Source organism: Streptomyces sp. Ru73, from assembly GCF_002920575.1.
Taxonomy (GTDB): Bacteria; Actinomycetota; Actinomycetes; order Streptomycetales; family Streptomycetaceae; genus Streptomyces.
This window is the reverse complement of sequence record NZ_PQSQ01000033.1, coordinates 1-20,193: the sequence shown is the minus strand read 5'-3', so window position 1 is coordinate 20,193 and position 20,193 is coordinate 1. Positions and strand designations below refer to the sequence as shown.

At 71.5% G+C, this 20,193-nt stretch carries 16 protein-coding genes and 3 tRNA genes; 7 read left to right on the top strand and 12 right to left on the bottom strand.

Going from position 1 to position 20,193, the window contains the following annotated elements; genetic code table 11:
• Nucleotides 1-231: 231 nt before the first annotated feature.
• Together C3486_RS16715 and C3486_RS16710 are read left to right on the top strand one after the other, a co-directional pair.
• Complete coding sequence (locus tag C3486_RS16715) at nucleotides 232-1,374, top strand: Glu/Leu/Phe/Val dehydrogenase dimerization domain-containing protein (RefSeq protein ID WP_258052816.1); 1,143 nt, start codon at nucleotides 232-234, stop codon at nucleotides 1,372-1,374.
• Nucleotides 1,375-1,697: 323 nt separating this feature from the next.
• Nucleotides 1,698-1,946, top strand: a complete 249-nt coding sequence (locus tag C3486_RS16710) for a DUF3073 domain-containing protein (RefSeq protein WP_030623483.1) — start codon at nucleotides 1,698-1,700, stop codon at nucleotides 1,944-1,946.
• Nucleotides 1,947-2,045: 99 nt separating this feature from the next.
• On the opposite strand, the gene purM is transcribed toward C3486_RS16710, so the two are convergent.
• The 6 genes from purM to purS all read right to left on the bottom strand — a co-directional run bounded on the left by purM (nucleotide 2,046) and on the right by purS (nucleotide 9,204).
• A complete protein-coding gene (gene purM / locus C3486_RS16705) occupies nucleotides 2,046-3,119 on the bottom strand; it encodes a phosphoribosylformylglycinamidine cyclo-ligase (protein ID WP_103833500.1) in 1,074 nt (357 codons plus the stop codon).
• Between the two features lie 33 nt (nucleotides 3,120-3,152).
• Nucleotides 3,153-4,709 carry an amidophosphoribosyltransferase gene (gene purF / locus C3486_RS16700; RefSeq protein WP_103833499.1) on the bottom strand — a complete coding sequence of 519 codons (1,557 nt, stop codon included), beginning with the start codon at nucleotides 4,707-4,709 and terminating at the stop codon, nucleotides 3,153-3,155.
• 360 nt (nucleotides 4,710-5,069) lie between these two features.
• Nucleotides 5,070-5,861 carry a maleylpyruvate isomerase family mycothiol-dependent enzyme gene (locus C3486_RS16695; RefSeq protein WP_103833498.1) on the bottom strand — a complete coding sequence of 264 codons (792 nt, stop codon included), beginning with the start codon at nucleotides 5,859-5,861 and terminating at the stop codon, nucleotides 5,070-5,072.
• A 150-nt stretch (nucleotides 5,862-6,011) separates the two neighbouring features.
• On the bottom strand, nucleotides 6,012-8,261 hold the full coding sequence (gene purL, locus C3486_RS16690; protein ID WP_103833497.1) for a phosphoribosylformylglycinamidine synthase subunit PurL: 2,250 nt from the start codon (nucleotides 8,259-8,261) through the stop codon (nucleotides 6,012-6,014).
• Complete coding sequence (purQ, locus tag C3486_RS16685; RefSeq protein WP_103833496.1) at nucleotides 8,258-8,938, bottom strand: phosphoribosylformylglycinamidine synthase subunit PurQ; 681 nt, start codon at nucleotides 8,936-8,938, stop codon at nucleotides 8,258-8,260. The genes purL and purQ overlap by 4 nt, the downstream gene beginning before the upstream one ends.
• A complete protein-coding gene (purS, locus tag C3486_RS16680) occupies nucleotides 8,935-9,204 on the bottom strand; it encodes a phosphoribosylformylglycinamidine synthase subunit PurS (RefSeq protein ID WP_103833495.1) in 270 nt (89 codons plus the stop codon). The genes purQ and purS overlap by 4 nt, the downstream gene beginning before the upstream one ends.
• A 324-nt stretch (nucleotides 9,205-9,528) precedes the next feature.
• On the opposite strand from purS, the gene C3486_RS16675 reads away from it, so the two are divergent.
• The 4 genes from C3486_RS16675 (at nucleotide 9,529) to C3486_RS16660 (ending at nucleotide 10,512) form a co-directional block, all read left to right on the top strand.
• Nucleotides 9,529-9,849, top strand: a complete 321-nt coding sequence (locus C3486_RS16675) for an Lsr2 family protein (protein WP_103833494.1) — start codon at nucleotides 9,529-9,531, stop codon at nucleotides 9,847-9,849.
• A 195-nt stretch (nucleotides 9,850-10,044) separates the two neighbouring features.
• Nucleotides 10,045-10,116 (top strand) — tRNA-Gly (locus C3486_RS16670).
• 74 nt (nucleotides 10,117-10,190) lie between these two features.
• Nucleotides 10,191-10,263: transfer RNA gene (locus C3486_RS16665), tRNA-Gly, on the top strand.
• A gap of 173 nt (nucleotides 10,264-10,436) precedes the next feature.
• Nucleotides 10,437-10,512, top strand: a tRNA-Gly gene (locus C3486_RS16660).
• Nucleotides 10,513-10,565: 53 nt separating this feature from the next.
• Here the strand turns inward: C3486_RS16660 and C3486_RS16655 are convergent.
• From C3486_RS16655 to purD, 4 genes are all read right to left on the bottom strand, one after another.
• Nucleotides 10,566-11,480: a phosphoribosylaminoimidazolesuccinocarboxamide synthase gene (locus C3486_RS16655; RefSeq protein WP_103833525.1), complete on the bottom strand. Its 915-nt coding sequence runs from the start codon at nucleotides 11,478-11,480 to the stop codon at nucleotides 10,566-10,568.
• Nucleotides 11,481-11,600: 120 nt separating this feature from the next.
• A complete protein-coding gene (locus C3486_RS16650; protein ID WP_103833493.1) occupies nucleotides 11,601-13,079 on the bottom strand; it encodes a N,N-dimethylformamidase beta subunit family domain-containing protein in 1,479 nt (492 codons plus the stop codon).
• A 435-nt stretch (nucleotides 13,080-13,514) separates the two neighbouring features.
• Nucleotides 13,515-15,419, bottom strand: coding sequence for a hypothetical protein (locus C3486_RS16645; RefSeq protein ID WP_258052815.1), 1,905 nt, complete (start codon nucleotides 15,417-15,419; stop codon nucleotides 13,515-13,517).
• A 430-nt stretch (nucleotides 15,420-15,849) separates the two neighbouring features.
• Entirely contained in the window at nucleotides 15,850-17,127 is a 1,278-nt protein-coding gene (purD, locus tag C3486_RS16640) for a phosphoribosylamine--glycine ligase (RefSeq protein ID WP_103833492.1), read from the bottom strand.
• 550 nt (nucleotides 17,128-17,677) lie between these two features.
• On the opposite strand from purD, the gene C3486_RS16635 reads away from it, so the two are divergent.
• Nucleotides 17,678-18,442, top strand: a complete 765-nt coding sequence (locus C3486_RS16635; protein ID WP_103833491.1) for an SLATT domain-containing protein — start codon at nucleotides 17,678-17,680, stop codon at nucleotides 18,440-18,442.
• 199 nt (nucleotides 18,443-18,641) lie between these two features.
• On the opposite strand, the gene C3486_RS16630 is transcribed toward C3486_RS16635, so the two are convergent.
• Nucleotides 18,642-19,292, bottom strand: coding sequence for a hypothetical protein (locus C3486_RS16630; RefSeq protein WP_103833490.1), 651 nt, complete (start codon nucleotides 19,290-19,292; stop codon nucleotides 18,642-18,644).
• A gap of 58 nt (nucleotides 19,293-19,350) precedes the next feature.
• Nucleotides 19,351-20,028 carry a GntR family transcriptional regulator gene (locus tag C3486_RS16625; RefSeq protein WP_103833489.1) on the bottom strand — a complete coding sequence of 226 codons (678 nt, stop codon included), beginning with the start codon at nucleotides 20,026-20,028 and terminating at the stop codon, nucleotides 19,351-19,353.
• Between the last annotated feature and the right edge of the window lie 165 nt (nucleotides 20,029-20,193).

Genomic DNA, 20,193 nt, shown 5'->3' with positions numbered 1-20,193 from the left:
GAAGGCCCGCCACCCGGGAGTCTGCCAAGCGGCTGCGCGGTGCCGGGAGTTGCCTCCCCGCGAGCGGCCCGGCATGCGCAAATCGTCCCATGCCCGTACCCCACTAAGGGGTGATCCTCCGCACTGTGCCGATCAACGGGCGCCGAAGGTCATACGCTGCCCTCGACCGGCCCTCCCCCCGCTTCCCCTGCCACAAGCGGGGGGAACGACCCGAGGGCGTCCACCGCGACTATGGGAGTCACCACAGTGACCGACGTACGTCCCTCCCCCGAGCACTCCGTGCCGGGGGTTTCCGCAGCCCGCACCGACGGTGTGCTGCACACCCTGTTCCGGTCCGACCAGGGCGGACACGAGCAGGTCGTGCTCTGCCAGGACCGCGCCAGCGGCCTCAAGGCCGTGATCGCGATCCACAACACCGCGCTCGGCCCGGCCCTGGGCGGCACCCGCTTCCACGCGTACGCCTCCGAGGAGGAGGCCGTGCTGGACGCGCTGAACCTCGCACGCGGCATGTCGTACAAGAACGCGCTGGCGGGCCTGGACCACGGCGGCGGCAAGGCAGTGATCATCGGCGATCCCGAGGTGATCAAGACCGAAGAGCTGCTGCTCGCCTACGGCCGTTTCGTGTCCTCTCTCGGCGGTCGTTACGTCACGGCCTGCGACGTCGGCACCTATGTCGCCGACATGGACGTCGTCGCCCGGACGAACCGCTGGACCACCGGCCGCTCGCCGGAGAACGGCGGCGCCGGCGACTCCTCCGTGCTCACCGCTTACGGCGTCTTCCAGGGCATGCGCGCGGCCGCGCAGCACCAGTGGGGCGACCCGAGCCTGCGCGACAAGAAGGTGGGCATCGCGGGCGTCGGCAAGGTCGGCAGGCACCTTGTCGAACATCTGCTCGAAGACGGGGCAGAGGTGGTCATCACGGACGTTCGGTCCGAATCGGTGGATCGAATTCTGGCCAACCATCCGCAGGTCCGCGCGGTCGCCGACACCGAGGAGCTCATCCGCACCGAGGGCCTGGACGTGTACGCGCCGTGCGCGCTGGGCGGGGCACTGAACGACGACTCCGTACCCGTTCTGACCGCGAAGGTGGTGTGCGGCGCCGCCAACAACCAGCTCGCACACCCGGGCGTGGAGAAGGACCTGGCGGACCGCGGAATCCTTTATGCACCCGACTATGTGGTCAACGCGGGCGGTGTCATCCAGGTGGCGGACGAGCTGCACGGGTTTGATTTCGAGCGGTGCAGGATGAAGGCAGGAAAGATCTTCGACACGACGCTTTCAATATTCGCTCGTGCGAAGGCGGACGGCATTCCGCCGGCCGCTGCGGCCGACCGGCTGGCCGAACTCCGGATGGCGGAGGCACGCTCCGCGTGATCTCCGCCACCCCGGCGGGACCCCCTCGGTGACCGTGGGGTTCCTACAGCGACACGCTCGGTGGCTGGTGAAGGAGACATCCCTCACCACCCACCGGCGGGTCGCCGGAAGCGACACGTTAAAATCGCAGCTGACCAGCGGGTACGGGGCGTCCCGCGAGTCATGCCGGGCGGCCGGTGGTGCGGGCGACGTACCGTATGGCCGCGGAAGCAGGTACCGTTAAAGCCCTACGGGCCGGACTCTCCGTCGAGAGTCCGCTCTGAATCATGAACGCGTGTCAAGACTCTGGGGCCGTCGAGCCCCGTCGTTGAGGGGGTCGAGCCATGGGGCGCGGCCGGGCCAAGGCCAAGCAGACGAAGGTCGCCCGCCAGCTGAAGTACAACAGCGGTGGGACTGATCTCTCACGCCTGGCCGAAGAGCTGGGTGCAACGCCGGCACAGCAGCCGCCGAACGGTGAGCCGTTCGAGGATGACGAGGACGACGACCCGTACGCACGGTACGCCGACCTGTACAACAACGATGACGATGAGGAGGACGAGGGCGACTCGTCCGACCAGCGTCGTCGCGCCTGACGCCGCCGCGCGTTCAAGGCAGCAACAGCAGCATCACGGACCCGGTCCGGCGCTTCGCCCGGACCGGGTTCTGTGCTGCCCTGCGGGAGGGGGCTCGCGTCAGCTCGCGTAGTCACCGGTCAGGGCCACGGCCTCGGCATGATCGCCGCGCTCCACGATCTCCCCGCTGACCCAGGCCTCCAGCCCGCGGTCCGCGAGGGTGGCCAGCGCCACGTCCGCCGACTCCTGGGGCACGACGGCCATCATGCCGACGCCCATGTTCAGCGTCTTCTCCAGCTCCAGGCGCTCCACCGAGCCGGCCTTGCCGACCAGGTCGAAGACCGCGCCGGGGGTCCAGGTGGAGCGGTCGACGGTGGCGTGCAGCCCGTCCGGGATGACCCGCGCGAGGTTGTTCGCGAGGCCGCCGCCGGTGATGTGCGAGAAGGCGTGCACATCGGTGGTGCGGGTGAGCGCCAGGCAGTCCAGGGAGTAGATCCTGGTGGGCTCCAGCAGCTCCTCGCCCAGGGTGCGGCCGAACTCCGCCACCTCCTGGTCGAGCGCCATGCCGGCCCGGTCGAAGAGCACGTGGCGAACGAGCGAGTACCCGTTCGAGTGAAGACCGGAGGACTCCATGGCGATCACCACGTCACCCTTACGGATGCGATCCGCGCCCAGCACGCGGTCGGCCTCGACCACGCCCGTGCCGGCCCCGGCGACGTCGAAGTCGTCCTCGCCGAGCAGGCCCGGGTGCTCCGCGGTCTCGCCGCCGACGAGCGCGCAGCCGGCCAGCACACAGCCCTCGGCGATGCCCTTCACGATGGCCGCCACCCGCTCGGGGTAGACCTTGCCGACGCAGATGTAGTCGGTCATGAACAGCGGCTCGGCACCGCAGACGACCAGGTCGTCCACGACCATGCCGACCAGGTCGTGGCCGATCGTGTCGTACACGCCCATCTTGCGGGCGATGTCGACCTTGGTGCCCACGCCGTCGGTGGCGGAGGCGAGCAGCGGGCGCTCGTACCGCTTGAGTGCCGAGGCGTCGAAGAGGCCGGCGAAGCCGCCGAGCCCGCCCACGACCTCGGGACGGGTGGCCTTCTTCACCCACTTCTTCATGAGGTCGACGGCGCGGTCGCCCGCTTCGATGTCGACGCCCGCACTCGCGTAGCTGGCACCGGCAGGAGATTCAGCAGACATGGCTGAGAGCTTTCGTGTCGTCTTGCAGGGGTTCTACGGGCGACGCAGCGCGTCGGCGCCGCCGACCCCGGCGGTGAGCGTCTGGACGCCGTCCACGTCGGACGTCGCCCGGCCCTCGGTCTCCGACTCCAGCAGGTGCTTGCCCAGCAGCTCCGGGTCCGGCAGGTCCATCGGGTACTCGCCGTCGAAGCAGGCGCGGCACAGGTTCGGCTTGGCGATCGTCGTCGCCTCGACCATGGCGTCGATGGAAATGTACGCGAGCGAATCGGCGCCCAGCGACTTGCCGATCTCCTCGACCGAGAGACCGTTGGCGATCAGCTCGGCGCGGGTCGCGAAGTCGATGCCGAAGAAGCACGGCCACTTGATCGGCGGCGAGGAGATCCGGACGTGGACCTCGGCGGCGCCGGCCTCGCGGAGCATGCGCACCAGGGCGCGCTGGGTGTTGCCGCGGACGATCGAGTCGTCGACGACCACCAGGCGCTTGCCGCGGATGACTTCCTTGAGCGGGTTGAGCTTCAGGCGGATGCCCAGCTGGCGGATGGTCTGCGACGGCTGGATGAAGGTCCGGCCGACGTAGGAGTTCTTGACCAGTCCGGAGCCGAAGGGGATGCCGCTGGCCTCGGCGTAGCCGACCGCGGCCGGCGTGCCGGACTCCGGCGTCGCTATCACCAGGTCCGCGTCGGCCGGGGCCTCGGCGGCCAGCTTGCGGCCCATCTCCACGCGGGAGAGGTAGACGTTCCGGCCCGCGATGTCGGTGTCGGGGCGCGCCAGGTAGACGTACTCGAAGACGCAGCCCTTGGGGCGGGCCTCGGCGAACCGGGTCGTCCGCAGGCCGTCCTCGTCGATGGCGACCATCTCACCGGGCTCGATCTCCCGGATGAAGCTGGCGCCGCAGATGTCCAGCGCAGCGGTCTCGGAGGCGACCACCCAGCCGCGCTCCAGGCGGCCGAGGACCAGCGGGCGGATGCCCTGCGGGTCACGAGCGGCGTACAGGGTGTGCTCGTCCATGAAGCACAGCGAGAAGGCGCCCTTGACCTTCGGCAGGACGCGCGGCGCGGCCTCCTCGACGGTCAGCGGCTTGCCGTCCTCGTCGACCTGGCCGGCCAGCAGCGCCGTCACCAGGTCGGTGTCGTTGGTGGCCGCGACCTGGGTGGCCCGGCCGCCCTCGCGGGGCAGGTCGGCAACCAGTTCGGCCAGTTCGGCGGTGTTCACCAGGTTGCCGTTGTGGCCCAGCGCGATCGAGCCGTGCGCGGTGGCACGGAAGGTCGGCTGGGCGTTCTCCCACACGGACGCACCGGTGGTGGAGTAGCGGGCATGGCCCACGGCGATGTGGCCCTGGAGAGAGCCGAGGGAAGTCTCGTCGAAGACCTGCGAGACGAGACCCATGTCCTTGAAGACCAGGATCTGTGAGCCGTTGCTCACTGCGATGCCCGCAGACTCCTGTCCACGGTGCTGCAGCGCGTACAGCCCGAAGTAGGTGAGTTTGGCGACCTCTTCTCCCGGGGCCCAGACACCAAAGACGCCGCAGGCGTCCTGGGGACCCTTCTCACCGGGGAGCAGGTCGTGGTTGAGTCGTCCGTCACCACGCACATCAAGAAGTCTAGGGCAGGTACGGGATTCATCCGAACCGGGGATGGTCGCGGAGCCCGGGCGTGTGCTTGACGTGAACGCCTGATCACTGAAGCCGTGCGGGGCTGCGTGGACCCGCCATTCCTGGGGGGTGAGCACCCCCGAAGGCACCATGCGGAGCCCTCCGGACGCCCCGCGGTTCCTTGATCCCTTCCTTACAAGGGGTGAGAAGCGTCACTTCCCGGCCACGGCGCACGGGGCGGGGGCCGTGCGCGGCATTTACCGGGTTCCTCCCGGTCTGCCGCCGCACGCACGGCCGCCACTTTCCTGCAGCAAAGAGTCGTTACTGAGCCGTACGGCCCGGCGGGCGGGCCGTACGCGTCAGGACAGCACCGGCAGGTACGGGCCGAGGTCAGCGCGCTCGCCGCTCGCGCTGACCGCCGCGTCCGCCAGCGCCGCCGTCCACTCCGCACGGCCGGTGGCCAGCCGGATCCAGGTCAGCGGGTCCGTCTCCACGACGTTCGGCGGGGTGCCGCGGGTGTGCCGGGGCCCCTCGACGCACTGCACGACCGCGAAGGGCGGCACCCGCACCTCCACCGAGCCGCCCGGTGCCTTCGTGGCCAGCGAGTCGGCGAGAAGCCGCGTCGTGGCGGCCAGCGCCTGCCGGTCGAACGGGATCTCCTTGCCCGTGGCGGCGGCGAGGTCGTCGCCGTGCACGACCAGTTCCAGGCAGCGGGTCACCAGCAGGTCGCCCAGCCGCATCGCCCCGGGCCTGACCGCCATCAGCCGGTCGTCGGAGGCGCCGGGCACCAGCGCCGCGTACCGCTCGGCCGCCCGGTCCAGCAGCGCGACCGGGTCGTGCTCGGCCGCCGACTTCCGTACGTACTCGTCGACGGAGGCGGCGTAAACGGCGGGCGCGAACGGCCACTCGGCGAGCACCACTTCCTGCTTCGCCGCCGCCGGCCGCTCCAGCCCGGCGGGGATGTGCTCGACCGCCATGGCGAAGTGCGCGACCAGCTCCCGCACGGTCCAGTCGCCGAGCCGGGTCGGGCGTGCCATGTCCTCGGGCGCCAGCGCGTGCACGGCGTCCTGTACGTGGCCGAGCTGTGCGGTCACCGCGGCACGGATCTTGGCGGAGTCGTAACTGCGCGGGCGCTTCTTCGCGGGAGACATGAGCGCGAGCCTAAGGCACGCCGTACGGGCCGCCCACACCGTTTTGCGGGCCGCGCACCGACCCCAACGGGCCGCGCGCCGACCGCAACGCGCCGCGGCCCCACCGGAGACACCGGTGGGGCCGCGGTACCGCCGTTCAGGCGCGGACGATCAGGCGAAGATGCCCGGGATCGTGCCCTCGTGCGCCGTGCGCAGCTCGCTCAGCGCGATGCTGAACTGGCCCTGCACGTCCAGCTCGTCACCGTCGACGACGCCGATACGGGTCGCCGGGAGGCCGCGCGCACCGCACATGTCGGTGAAGCGGAGCTCCTCGCTGCGCGGGACCGAGACGACCGCACGGCCGGCGGACTCCGAGAACAGCGTGACGAACGGGTCCTGGCCCTCGGGGATCACGATGCGGGCACCCTTGCCGCCCTTGAGGCAGGACTCGACCAGCGCCTGGACCAGACCGCCGTCGGACAGGTCGTGCGCCGCGTCGATCATGCCGTCGCGGGACGCCGAGATCAGGATCTCGGCGAGCAGCCGCTCGCGCTCCAGGTCCACCTGCGGCGGCAGCCCGCCGAGGTGGTCGTGGACGACCTGGGCCCAGGCCGAGCCGCTCAGCTCGTCGCGGGTGTCGCCGAGCAGGTAGAGGAGCTGGCCCTCCTCCGCGAAGGCGACCGGCGTCCGGCGGGCCACGTCGTCGATCACGCCGAGGACGGCGACGACCGGCGTCGGGTGGATGGCGGCCTCGCCCGTCTGGTTGTAGAGCGAGACGTTGCCGCCGGTGACCGGCGTACCCAGCTGCCGGCAGCCGTCCGCGAGACCGCGGATGGCCTCGGCGAACTGCCACATGACGGCCGGATCCTCGGGCGAGCCGAAGTTCAGGCAGTCCGAGACGGCGAGCGGCTTGGCGCCGGTCGCGGCCACGTTCCGGTACGACTCGGCGAGCGCCAGCTGCGCACCGTGGTACGGGTCCAGCTTCGCGAAGCGGCCGTTGCCGTCCGTGGCGATGGCCACGCCCAGGCCCGACTCCTCGTCGATGCGGATCATCCCGGAGTCCTCCGGGCTGGCCAGCACGGTGTTGCCCTGCACGAAGTGGTCGTACTGGGAGGTGATCCAGGACTTGGAGGCCTGGTTCGGGTGCGCCACCAGCTTCAGGACCTGCTCGCGCAGCTCGTCGCCGTTGGCCGGGCGGGCCAGCTTCGCGGCGTCGTCGGCCTGCAGGGTGTCCTGCCACTCGGGACGCGCGTACGGACGCTCGTACACCGGGCCCTCGTGGGCCACCGTGCGCGGGTCGACGTCGACGATCTTCTCGCCGTGCCAGAAGATCTCCAGCCGGTCGCCGTCGGTGACCTCACCGATGACGGTGGCGGTCACGTCCCACTTCTCGCAGATCTCCAGGAAGCGGTCGACCTTCTCCGGCTCGACCACCGCGCACATGCGCTCCTGCGACTCGCTCATGAGGATTTCCTCGGGCGAGAGCGTGGAGTCGCGCAGCGGCACGTCGTCCAGCTCGACGCGCATGCCGCCGGAGCCGTTCGAGGCCAGCTCGGACGTGGCGCAGGACAGACCGGCGGCGCCGAGGTCCTGGATGCCGACGACCAGCTTCTCGGCGAACGCCTCCAGGGTGCACTCGATGAGCAGCTTCTCCTGGAAGGGGTCGCCGACCTGGACGGCCGGGCGCTTCGACGGCTTGCTGTCGTCGAAGGTCTCCGAGGCCAGGATCGAGGCGCCGCCGATGCCGTCGCCGCCGGTCCGGGCGCCGTACAGGATGACCTTGTTGCCGGCGCCCGAAGCCTTGGCGAGGTGGATGTCCTCGTGCTTCATCACGCCGATGGCACCGGCGTTGACCAGCGGGTTGCCCTGGTAGCAGGAGTCGAAGACGACCTCGCCGCCGATGTTGGGCAGGCCCAGGCAGTTGCCGTAGCCGCCGATGCCCGCGACCACGCCCGGCAGGACGCGCTTGGTGTCGGGGTGGTCGGCCGCGCCGAAGCGCAGCGGGTCGACCACGGCGACCGGGCGGGCGCCCATCGCGATGATGTCGCGGACGATGCCGCCGACGCCGGTCGCGGCGCCCTGGTACGGCTCGACGTACGACGGGTGGTTGTGCGACTCGACCTTGAAGGTGACCGCGTAGCCGTTGCCGACGTCCACGACGCCGGCGTTCTCGCCGATGCCGACGAGCAGCGCGTCGGTCTCCGGCGCCTTCTCACCGAACTGGCGGAGGTGGACCTTGCTGCTCTTGTACGAGCAGTGCTCGGACCACATGACCGAGTACATCGCGAGCTCGGCGCCGGTCGGGCGGCGGCCGAGGATCTCGCGGACGCGCTCGTACTCCTCCTGCTTCAGGCCGAGTTCGGCCCACGGCTGGTCGGTGTCCGGGGTCTCGGCCGCGTGCTTGACCGTGTCCAGCGTCATGCGTTGACCAACTTCTTCAGGATCGAGGTGAAGAATCCGAGGCCGTCGGTACGGCCCGTACCGATCAGCGGCTCGACGGCGTGCTCGGGGTGCGGCATGAGGCCGACGACATTGCCGGCCGCATTGGTGATGCCGGCGATGTCCCGCAGCGAGCCATTGGGATTGACGTCCAGGTACCGGAAGACGACCCGGCCCTCCGCCTCCAGCTCGTCGAGGGTGCGCTCATCGGCGACGTAACGGCCGTCGATGTTCTTCAGCGGCACGCTGATCTCCTGGCCGGCGGTGTAGTCCGCCGTCCACGCCGTGTCGGCGTTCTCCACCCGCAGCTTCTGGTCGCGGCAGATGAAGTGGAGGTGGTTGTTGCGCAGCATCGCGCCGGGGAGGAGGTGGGACTCCGTCAGGACCTGGAAACCGTTGCAGATGCCCAGGACCGGCAGGCCGCCCTTGGCCTGCTCGATGACGGTCTCCATGACCGGCGAGAAGCGGGAGATGGCGCCCGCGCGCAGGTAGTCGCCGTAGGAGAAGCCGCCGGGCAGGACCACGGCGTCGACCTGCTTGAGGTCCTTGTCCTTGTGCCACAACGGCACGGCTTCGGCGCCGGCGAGCCGGACCGCGCGCTGGGTGTCGCGGTCGTCCAGCGTGCCGGGGAAGGTGATGACTCCGACCCGAGCGCTCATGAGCCGGCTCCGGCGGGCTCGTCGACCCGTACGACGAAGTCTTCGATGACGGTGTTGGCGAGGAAGGTCTCGGCCATCTCGTGGATGCGGGCGAGGGCGGCCTCGTCGACCGGGCCCTCCACCTCAAGCTCGAAACGCTTGCCCTGACGTACATCCGAGATGCCCTCGAAGCCCAGACGCGGCAGTGCACGCTGCACCGCCTGTCCCTGCGGGTCGAGGATCTCGGGCTTGAGCATGACGTCGACTACGACGCGTGCCACTGGCACTCCCGGTTGTGTGGTGCGGCTGGGTTTATCCGGGGACACCCCGGACCCCGACTCGGTTCCTTCACAGTACCTTGCCGAAAAATCTACGCGCATAGAACTGTACGCACGCGATCACGTTCAGGTATCGGCCGTTGTGAACACCCGGGAAAAATCCTCGAAAAGGTCTGCAGTCCGGATTGCGCGATGACACGCTGAGGAAATTAACTGGGCTTCCCAATGCATTGCCCATCGCTGTACAAATGAAAAAGCATTGATCCCTGACATCCGGATCTGCAGCATCTCCCCATGTCAGCACCGAGATGCTGCACGAAAGGACCGATATCCGTGGCGCAGCGCGTAGTGGTCACGCTCTCCGATGACATCGACGGCGGAGAAGCCGCAGAGACGGTCACCTTCGGATTGGACGGGAAGACGTACGAGATCGACGTCAATCCCGCCAATGCGAAGAAACTCCGTGAGGTGCTCGCACCGTACGTCGAGGCCGGCCGCAAGCGTGCGAAGTCCGGCAAGGCCTACCGGCACACCCCGGTGGCCGCCGACCCCGCCGCGGTCCGGGCCTGGGCCCGCTCGCACCAGATGGAGGTGCCGCCGCGGGGCCGCATCCCGAAGAAGGTCTACGAGGCGTTCGAGGCCGCCAACAGCTGACGGCCGAGGGGCCCGCGGCCGCCGCCTCCCCCGCGGAGCCGGCGGCCGCGGCCGTCCCGGGACCGTCGCCGCCCGGTTCCGCCGGCGGCGCCGGAACCCCCGTGGGCACCGGACTTGCGCGGCACCCCCCTTGATCAGCTAAAGTCTGGAGCACGCCGAGGGGCGAGGCCGAAAGGCCGGGCCCCGAGGAGTCACGCGGGTGTAGCTCAGTAGTAGAGCGCCCCCTTTCCAAGGGGGAGGCGCAGTGTGCAATCCCTGTCACCCGCTCTGACGGTCTCGACCGGTCTCCGGATCAGGTAGAGTAGCTGTCGCGCCGCCCGGTGAAAGCCGGTCGGATGCATGCGGACGTAGCTCAGTTGGTAGAGCGCAACCTTGCCAAGGTTGAGGTCGCGAGTTCGAGCCTCGTCGTCCGCTCAGGGAAAGAAGACCCCGGTCATCGCGACCGGGGTCTTCTGCTTACCCGGCGGCAGCGGAAAACGATCTGTGTCCGTGGCCACATTCCCCTCCTCTCCCCGCCGGACGGGCACGAGCACCCCGCGAGGTTGGCTATAGTGGTGCACGTACCGAGCGCTCCGGCGCCGGAGATTGCGGACGTAGCTCAGTTGGTAGAGCGCAACCTTGCCAAGGTTGAGGTCGCGAGTTCGAGCCTCGTCGTCCGCTCCATACGAAGAAGGCCCCGGTCCTCCGACCGGGGCCTTCTTCGTGTTCCGTGCCGCTCAGGCCCACTTGAGGCCGGTGAGCCGCTCGTACGCCTCGACGTACTTCGCGCGGGTCCGCTCCACGATCTCCGCGGGCAGCGCGGGCGGCGGCTGCTCGCCCGTGCGGTCCCAGCCGGAGTCCGGCGAGGTCAGCCAGTCGCGGACGAACTGCTTGTCGAAGGACGGCTGGGCGCGGCCCGGCTGCCACTGGTCGGCCGGCCAGAAGCGCGAGGAGTCCGGCGTCAGCACCTCGTCCGCGAGGGTCAGCGTCTGCGAGCCGTCCTCGCCCACCTCGTAACCGAACTCGAACTTGGTGTCCGCGAGGATGATGCCGCGCTCGCGGGCGATGTCCCGGGCCCGGCCGTACACCGCGAGGGTCGCCTGGCGCAGCTGCGCCGCGGTCTCCGCGCCGACCTGACGGGCGACCTCCTCGTAGGAGACGTTCTCGTCGTGCTCGCCGACCTCGGCCTTGGTGGCCGGGGTGAAGATCGGGCCGGGCAGCTCGGAGCCGTCCTGGAGGCCCTCGGGGAGCGCGAGGCCGCAGACCGTGCGCGACTCCTCGTACTCCTTCAGGCCCGAGCCGGTGAGGTAGCCGCGGGCCACGCACTCGACCGGCACCATCCGCAGGGACTTGCAGACCAGGGTGCGGCCCTCCCAGTCGGCGGGGGCGCCGGCCGGGACGTCGGTGGACAGCACGTGGTTCGGCGCCAGGTCGACGAGCTGCTCGAACCACCACAGCGAGAGCTGGGTGAGGATCCGGCCCTTGTCGGGGATCTCGGTGGGCAGCACCCAGTCGTACGCGGAGGTGCGGTCGCTGGCGACCATGACCAGATCGCCGTCGGGGTTCTCGTAGAGGTCGCGCACCTTGCCGGTGTGCAGATGGACCAGGCCCGGCACCTCCACGGGTTCGGGCTTTTCAACGAATCCGGACACGCTGCCTCCGCGTAGGTAGATCCAGGAGTTCTTCCGATTCTCCCGCATGGGAGCGCCCGGCAGCGCTCCAGGGTGGGCCGACGCGGGGTGCGCCGGGCGCCGCAGGTGTTCCGTCGTCGCTCAGTCGCGTTTGCAGATGCGGTCGAGGAGATTGGCGGTGGCGCGCTGGATCCGCTCGTCGATGTGGCCCGGCCGGTCCAGCGCCGGGGACCAGGCGAAGGTGCCGGAGGCGAAGACCAGGGCACCGCTGGGGGCGCGGTAGAGAGACGTTTCCTGGTGGCGCCGGACGCCGTCGCCGTCGCGGTACGGGGAGTGCGCGAGCAGCACGCGGCTGGTGTGCTCGGGGAGGTTCGTGCGCGGGAAGTACCGGTCGGCCTCGCCCGCGACCAGCCCGGCCAGCTCGTCGCCCTCGTGGGCGCCGGTGGCCTCCCAGAGCCAGTGGTCGCCGTTGCGGACGACCAGCGGCGCCGGCTCGGGCACCCGGCCCGCGTACTGGATGCCCAGCAGCTCCTGCTCCGGCCGGCCCAGCTCGCGCCAGAGCGCGGGGCGCCCGGGGCCCTGGCGCTTGCGGCAGGTCAGCAGGGAGTCCGGGCCCGAGGGCGACGGGGACAGCTCCACCTGCCAGTACATGGTGTTGGCCGAGAGGAAGACCAGGGAGGTGCCGGTGTCGCGGGCGCGCTCGGCGGCGCGGCGCATGGGCACCGACCAGTACTCGTCGTGGCCGGGGAAGACCAGGCCGCGGTAGCGCGAGGGATCGACCCGGCCGGCGTGCAGATCGCGCGCGTCGGCGTAGGCGAGGTCGTAGCCGTACCGTTCCGCCCAGCGGATGAAGTCGTACGCGTGTCCGACGTGCAGCGGCAGCCCCGCGCCCGCGAAGGGGCGGTCGAAGGAGACCGTGACGGCGGCGTCCGCCTCGCCGAGCAGCGCGCCGTTCTCGTCCCAGGCGTGGTAGAGGCTGGCGCCCGTCCGGCCGTCCTCGGGGTAGAGGTTGTACGCCTGCCAGGTGACGTCGGGGAGCAGCAGGAGCAGGTCGGCGGGGCGGTCGTCGCGGACGGTGAAGGGGAGGTGGCTGCGGTAGCCGTCCTCGGTGGTCAGCACGGCGACGTACGCGCCGACGTTCCAGTACTCCGGGACCTGGAGCCGCCAGGAGAGCCACCAGTGGTGGCAGGAGACCGTGCGGTCGGCGGTGAGCGGCGGCGGCTGGACGATGCCGGAGAGCCGGGGGCTGGTGGTGATCTTGGCGGCACCGGCCGATGCGTAGTGGCCGATGCGGTAGACGTCGATGCTGAACGGCTGCGGCGGGTCGACGGTGATTCTGAAGTCGATGGCCTCGCCGGGCGCCACGGCCCCGGTCGCGGCGAAGCCCTTGATCTGGCGGCGTACGTCGTCGGCGGTGCGGGGGCCGGCGCAGGAGCGGGGCAGCGGAACGGGCGCTTCGTCATGGGTGAGGACCGGATCGACGTACCAGGGGACGACCCTGCCGGAGTCGAAGTAGTTCTCACTGCCGCGCAGCCAGGGCAGCGGGCCCTGGCCGAAGGGGTCCGTCACGGCATGCGCGAGCGCCCCCGACTCCCATCGCCGAATCTGCTGTGTGCCCACGCTCCCACTCCCCTCCCTCGCCCCGCCGCTCGGTCACCCGTCGGCTGTGCCGTGCTGCCCGCCGTGCGAACGCCCTTGTACGGGCGGGGTAGAGCCCGGGTGTACGAGCCCACGTGTACAAGTTCGTTCGTAAGAGAAGCGGCGAGTACCCCCAGCACATCACATTACGCACTTGGACCGTCACCCTTCGTCGTGAATTTACGGGCGAGAACGACCGAAAGGCGAACTCGGGGCGAACAACCTGCCGTAGCCCCGAAACATGGGGGCAGGCGTGCGTTCGATACGCCGGGGGCGGGCGGGGCCCATGGCCTTGTGCGCCGGCGTGCGGGCCGTGACGGGTGAGCGGGGCGGCCGGTGGCGGTGGCTCTGACGGGTGGCCGGTGGCAGTGACGAGGTGATCGATGGCGGTGTTGGTGGCGGTGACGGTGGCGGTGGCTACACGAGGCGTACCGGCTTGTCGGGGCGGACGCCGATCTCGCCGAGCCAGTCGCGCAGCGGCTCGGCGTCACCGTCGTCCACCAGGCTGCGGACCGGGCGGCCCACGTCGGCCCGGCGGGCGCCGTCGACGAGCAGCGCGGGCCCGTCCAGCCAGTCCAGGCCCGGAGCGGCGCCGGCGGTGTCCACGGCGGCGCAGCACACCATCGCCGTGACGTGGTCGGCGAGCAGTTCGCGGCCCGAGCGGGGCGCCTGGAGGGGGAACAGCGGAACGCCGCCGTCGACCAGCCCGTCGCCCCAGGAGACCCCGGGGCCCGCGGCCTCGGACGTGTCCTGTGCGGGCCCTGCCGTACGGGCGGCGGCCCGGCGGTCGGCGGTGTCCCGCTCCTCGCGCTCCAGCTCGGTCACCAGGCGCGCGGCGACCAGATCGCTCGCGTCGGCGTCCGTGGCCAGCCGCTCGATGACCCGCAGGAGCGTGGGTCCAGCCACCGCGGGCCCGCCGTCGGCCGGTGCCGGGACGGCGTCCGCGGCCACCCGCACCCGGCCGCCGAGGCCCTCGGCGGCCTCCGCCGACGGCTCGGCGGCACGTCTGGCCGGGCCGGATTCCGCAGCGGCGGGGCCATGGACGGCTCCCTTCGTGCCCACCGGCTCCTTCTCCCGCACCTCCCGTACCGGAGCGGCCGTGGCGGTGCCCCGGTCCGGGCCGGCGGACCCGGGAGCGGGCAGGTCGTCCAGTACCCGGTGCAGGCGGGCGGCCTCCAGCCGCCACTTGCGGTCGACGACCTCCTCCGGATAGCGCTCCCAGGCCACCGGCGCCCAGTCGGGGCCGCTCTCGGCGGGCCCGCCATGGAAGAGCCGGGCGGCCAGCAGGGAGGCGGCGCGGTCTATGGCCCCTGGCTCGTCCAGCAGGTCACAGGCCGGGCGCTCGCCCAGCCGGGAGGTGAAGCCCTCGGCGAGCCGGTCGCGGCGGGAGAGCTCGGTGAGCGCGGAGACCACCCCGGCGTCCAGCCGGGCGGGCCAGCGGCCCATCCGCCAGGCCGGCAGCGCGACCCGGGTCAGCAGCCGGTCCCAGCCCGCGTACGCCAGGCCCACCTGCTCCTGCGCGACGATCCGCAGGCCGTAGTCCACGCTCTGGGCCCGCTCGGACGCCGCGGCCGCCACCCCGCGCTCCATCTGCGCGGCGTGCTCACCGCAGCCGCGCAGCAGCACCCGCGCCACCCGGCCCACGAAGCGCAGCGGTATCCCGCGCAGCGTGCCCCGGGCCCGGGCGGCGACCGCGACGGCGGCGTCCAGGCCGCGGACGAAGCGGCGCGCCGCCGCTATGTCGGGGTGCGCCGAAGGGCCCGTACCGGCGACGACGGGGGCCAGCAGGGCGCGCAGCTCGCCGACCCGCATCCACCACAGGAACGGCGAGCCGATGACGAGGACCGGCGCCGGCACCTGCCGGCCGGCTCCGGACCGGCGCGCCGCGGCACGGCCGGGCGGGGCCTGCGCGCGGTGCGTACGGTCCTCCAGCCAGCTGTCGCAGTCGGGGGTGAGGGCTATCGCGGAGGGCGCGGGGACCTCCAGGCGGTCGGCGAGGTCGCGCACCAGGCGGTACAGATCGGGCGCCGACTCCTCGGCGACCGGGACCGTGGGGCTGAGCGCGGGCCTGGCGCGGGCGACCACCGCCGCGACCAGCGCCGCCAGCAGCAGCACCGCCATCGCGATCCCCGCGACGATCCAGCGGGCGAGGGCCCAGCCCCCGGAGTCCCCGGCGCCGAGCCCACCGGTCGCGGCCCCGGCGAAGAGCACCACGGCCAGCGCGGCGGGCAGCACGGCCGCACCGAGCGCCGCACCACGGATCCGCAGCACCGCGAGCGCCCGGGCGCGCGCTGCCTGTTCGCCTGCCTCCGGACCTGCCACGAGCCTGTACACCCCCTGCTGTCCTGCTTGAACGGGACGGAGAGAACACGGGACGGAAGAGCCGGACAACGTACCGGGACCGCTCGCGGCCGTCGGCGCGTTGCTCACTCCCCACCACTCTGGCACCGGCCACTGACATCGCAATGCCGGTGGGCCACTTGCCGGACGTCTCAGGGGCAGCCGGGCCGGTCAACGGAACGGACACCGCAGGACGCTTGCGCGGAACCCTAGTTGGGACACCGCCGCACGTCAGCCGTTAACCGGTTTGGTCACTCGATGGAATGGCTTTGGGTAAAGCAAGGAACCGGCCGCCGGGCGGCCGGTTCCTCGAACCTGCGGGGCCGGCCCCGCGCGCACAGCGCAGGACCGGTTCTGCACAGCGGCCGGGACCGGCGGCCCGACAGCGGCCCGACGATCCCGGAGCGTGACCTCAGCCGGCCTGCTCCCCGCCCTTCGCGTCCTCGGCGGCCTTCGCCGCGATGTCCGTCCGGTGGTGGGAGCCGTCCAGGGAGATCCGGCCGACGGCGGCGTACGCACGGTCCCGCGCGGTGGCCAGGTCGGCCCCGGTGGCCGTCACCGACAGCACCCGGCCGCCCGCGCTCAGCACCCGGCCCTCGGCGTCGTACTTGGTGCCCGCGTGCAGCACGTACGCCTCCGGGGCGTCCTGCTCGGCCACCGCGTCCAGGCCGGTGATCGGGTCGCCGGTGCGCGGGGTGCCCGGGTAGTTGTGCGAGGCGATGACGACCGTGACGGCCGCGCCGTCGCTCCAGCGCAGCGGCGGCAGCGCGGCGAGGTTGCCGGTCGCCGAGGCCATCAGCAGGCCCGCGAGCGGGGTCTTCAGCCGGGCCAGTACGACCTGGGTCTCCGGGTCGCCGAAGCGCGCGTTGAACTCGATCACGCGGACGCCGCGTGAGGTGATCGCCAGGCCCGCGTACAGCAGGCCGGAGAACGGGGTGCCCCGGCGCCGCAGCTCTTCCACGGTCGGCTGCAGCACGGTCTGCAGCACCTCGTCGACCAGCTTCGGGTCGGCCCACGGCAGCGGGCTGTACGCGCCCATGCCGCCGGTGTTCGGGCCCTCGTCGCCGTCCAGGGCGCGCTTGAAGTCCTGGGCCGGCTGGAGCGGCACGACGGTCTCGCCGTCGGTGACCGCGAAGAGCGACACCTCGGGGCCGTCCAGGAACTCCTCGATGACCACGCGGTCGCAGGCCAGCGCGTGCGCCCGGGCCGTCTCGATGTCGTCCGTGACCACGACGCCCTTGCCGGCGGCCAGGCCGTCGTCCTTGACCACGTACGGCGCGCCGAACGCGTCCAGGGCCGCGTCGATCTCGGCGGGCGTGGTGCACACGTAGCTGCGCGCCGTCGGGACGCCGGCCGCGGCCATCACGTCCTTGGCGAACGCCTTGGAGCCCTCCAGCTGCGCGGCTTCGGCGGAGGGGCCGAAGACCGGGATGCCGCGGTCGCGCACGGCGTCGGCGACACCGGCCACGAGCGGCGCCTCCGGGCCGACGACGACCAGCTCCGCCGCCAGGCTCGTGGCCAGCTCGGCCACGGCGGCGCCGTCCAGCGCGTCCACCGGGTGGAGCTCCGCCACTTCTGCGATGCCGGCGTTGCCGGGGGCGCAGTGCAGCGCGGTGACGTCGGGGTCGAGGGACAGGGAGCGGCACAGGGCGTGTTCGCGGGCGCCGCCGCCGATGACGAGGACCTTCACAGGAGCAGCCTAATCGCCCGGGGCAGCGGCACGTGGTGGCGGCCCGGAGGGCGAGACGTCCCGCACGGGTCGGGAGGGGGACGAGGCGGACGGGGGCGAGCTGAAGGCGGGGGCGGGGCGGGCCGGGTGCCAGGTACAGGTGCCAGGTAACAGGCAGTCCGCGACAGGAACGCGGTAGAAACGTGTTACTCGCTGTCACTTCCTGTCATTCGCGCTGACCAAGCGAACTCAGCAAGGCACGTCCGGTCGAAGATGCTCACAGGTCTCGCCAAACAGGGATAAACAGATACAACTCGTCGAACACGTACAGCCGATCGAGAGACGCGTAGCTGTCCCCGTCCTAGGTACCTAGGCGGGGGCGATGGGGTGTAGCAACTCTTTCGAGTGTGGCCGGGAACAGGCCTATACCTGATCCCGCGCCACTTCCGGGCGGAAATAGCTCGATCCTGGCGGCAACGCCAGCCGTTCGGCGGTAGGAAGGGTGTCGCGCGCCACGGCCGTCTCCGTCGCCTCGCGCGCACCGCACGTATCTTCAACAGGGAGTGCACGGGTGAGCCAGCCGGACATGCAGCCCGAGAGGCCTCCCGAGGGGCCTCCTCGGGAGGAAGGCGAGGACGCGCAGGGGCGAAGTCGCGGTGATCTCGCCGGCCGTGCCTTCCCGCTCGGCGACTGGGGTGAACCGGCCGAGCGCCTGGACGAGCTGTACCAATGGGCCGAGACGGGCGCGCTGCACGTCATCGACTGGTACCTCGCCGACCGCGTCGCCAAGCGCCGCACCGCCCGCATCCTGCGGGCCGGCGCCGCCGCCGGTGTCTCCGCAGGGGGCCTGCTGCCGCTGCTCGGCCTCACCGGAGTCTTCGACGACGGCACCCAGTACGGCTACCTGGCGCTGCTGATCGCCGCCGTCTGCGCGGGCTGCGACCGCTTCTTCGGGGTGACGGCCGGCTGGATGCGCGACGTGGCCGCCGCACAGGCCGTACAGCGCCGTCTGGAGGCCCTGCAGTTCGACTGGGCGTCGGAGAGCGTGCGGGAGGTGCTCGGCCCCACGGAGGGCACCGCCTCCGAGGCGGCCGAACGCTGCCTGACCGTACTGCGCCGCTTCAACGAGGACATCGCCGAACTCGTACGGTCCGAGACGGCCGACTGGATGATGGCGTTCCGTACCGGACCGGTGCCGACGGGCAGCCAGGCGGCACCGGCCCCGTGGGGAACGCCCCGCCCGGAGCCCGCCCCGGACCGCACCGGCCGCATCGTCCTCCCCCCGGGAACCCGCCCGAACATGCCCCGCCAGCGACCACCGGAGCCGCCGCGGTGAGGCGGGACGGTGAGTGGAGGACGGCGAGCGGGGGACGGCGAGCGGGGGACGGGGTGGCGATACGTACGGCCGGTACGGGCAGGCGTCAGTACGGTCCGGCGCTGGTACGGGCCGTACCGAGGCCGGGCGGGATCGGTCGGGGCGGACAGGGCCGACCAGCGGAACGGACGGGGTCGGCCGGGGACGAATGACGAGTGGGTCAGCTGAAGACGATCATCGAGCCCTGGCCGAGACTGCGGGTCGCCGCGGCGTGCAGGCCGAGCCACACGTGCCGTTCCCGGGCGAACGGCCCGTCGTCCGCGGCCGCCCCCGTCGCCCGCTCCTCCAGCGTGGTGGGCCCCTCCGGCGGCGCCGGCGCGGCGGGCGGGTTCGCCGGATCGATGCCGATGGCCGGCGCGACCACCTCGAGCTCCCGCAGCAGCCCGTGCGACGACCCCAACGGGCCTCCCCCGGCCAGCAGTTCCTCGTTCGCGAGCGGATGCGGGAAGTCCACCGGCACATACGCACCCGCGTGGTCGTAATGCCACACCAGATGCGACTCCTGGGCCGTACTCTCGAACATTTCCAGCAACTGCTCGTAATCCCCGCCCAGTTCGTCCACCGGCGTGACGGCGAGCCCGCAGATCTGGAGCAGGTACGCACGGCGCAGGAAATGCAGCGCGTCATAGTCGAATCCGGCGACCGGGGCGACGTCCCCGGAAAGCCCCGGCATGTAATTGAGCACCGGCACGGGTGGCAGTCCCGCGTCGTTCAGCGCTTTGTCGTAGGCGGCGAGCTCTTCGGAGAAGGGATTGTCGGGGCTGTGGCACAGCACATCGACGAGGGGGACCAGCCACAGGTCACATGCCACGAGTTCTCGCTTCCGTTCGGGTCCGGCCGACACAGCCGATGGTCGGCACAGCGTAGTGCTAGGCGAGGTTCTCCACGAGGGCGAGCGCATGGGCGTTGTACTCGCGGACCAGGCGCTGCGCGGTGGCCACGTCACGGTGCACGACCGCGTCCGCCAGCTCCTGGTGCCCCTGCCAGAGATGCCTGCGCAGGTCGGCCTTGGCACGCAGCATCGGTACGGCGAACACCCAGCCCTGGATGCGCATCCGGTCCAGGAACTCCGCGATGTAGGCATTGCCCACGAGGTTGCCGAACTCCCGCCAGAACCGCAGGTCGTAGCCGATGAGGACATCGAGATCGCCGCACCGGGCCGACCGCTCCGCCTCCTCGGCACGCCGCCGGATGGAGACCAGCGCGTCCGAGGTGACGCTGCGTACCAGCTCCTCGGCGCTGGTACGGAAGACGCCCTCCACGACGAGCGTGCGGGCCTCGACCATGGCCCGGTAATCCGCGGCCGTGAACGTGTGCACGCAGAACCCCCGGTGCTGCTCCACGTCCAGCAGGCCCTGCGCGGCCAGGTCCAGCAGCGCCTCGCGCACGGGCGTCGCGGAGACCCCGTACTGCTCGGCGATCTCCTTGACGGTGAACTGACGGCCAGCGGGCAGCCGTCCGGCCAGCACCTCGTCGCGCAGCGCGTCCGCGATCTGCTGTCGGAGCGTGCTGCGCTGGATGACTCCACTGACCGGCCCGGCGGGCATCGTGTCCGTCTCCTTCCGCGACCGCGCGGAGAAACGCGGCCCTCACTCTCACGATAGGCGAGCGTCACGGGAGGCGGATGGGGCGGTCGTGACGAAAGAGGGGCGGATGGGAGTGGCTTTGGCGCCGGGGTGGTTTGGCACTGGGGCACCCGGGGCTCTGGCGCC

Bases quoted from the DNA above. Each gene is read 5' to 3' on its own strand.
- C3486_RS16715 (WP_258052816.1), top strand. From the start codon at position 232: ATGGGAGTCACCACAGTGACCGACGTACGTCCCTCCCCCGAGCACTCC.
- C3486_RS16710 (WP_030623483.1), top strand. From the start codon at position 1,698: ATGGGGCGCGGCCGGGCCAAGGCCAAGCAGACGAAGGTCGCCCGCCAG.
- purM (WP_103833500.1), bottom strand. From the start codon at position 3,119: ATGTCTGCTGAATCTCCTGCCGGTGCCAGCTACGCGAGTGCGGGCGTC.
- C3486_RS16695 (WP_103833498.1), bottom strand. From the start codon at position 5,861: ATGTCTCCCGCGAAGAAGCGCCCGCGCAGTTACGACTCCGCCAAGATC.
- purL (WP_103833497.1), bottom strand. From the start codon at position 8,261: ATGACGCTGGACACGGTCAAGCACGCGGCCGAGACCCCGGACACCGAC.
- purQ (WP_103833496.1), bottom strand. From the start codon at position 8,938: ATGAGCGCTCGGGTCGGAGTCATCACCTTCCCCGGCACGCTGGACGAC.
- C3486_RS16625 (WP_103833489.1), bottom strand. From the start codon at position 20,028: ATGCCCGCCGGGCCGGTCAGTGGAGTCATCCAGCGCAGCACGCTCCGA.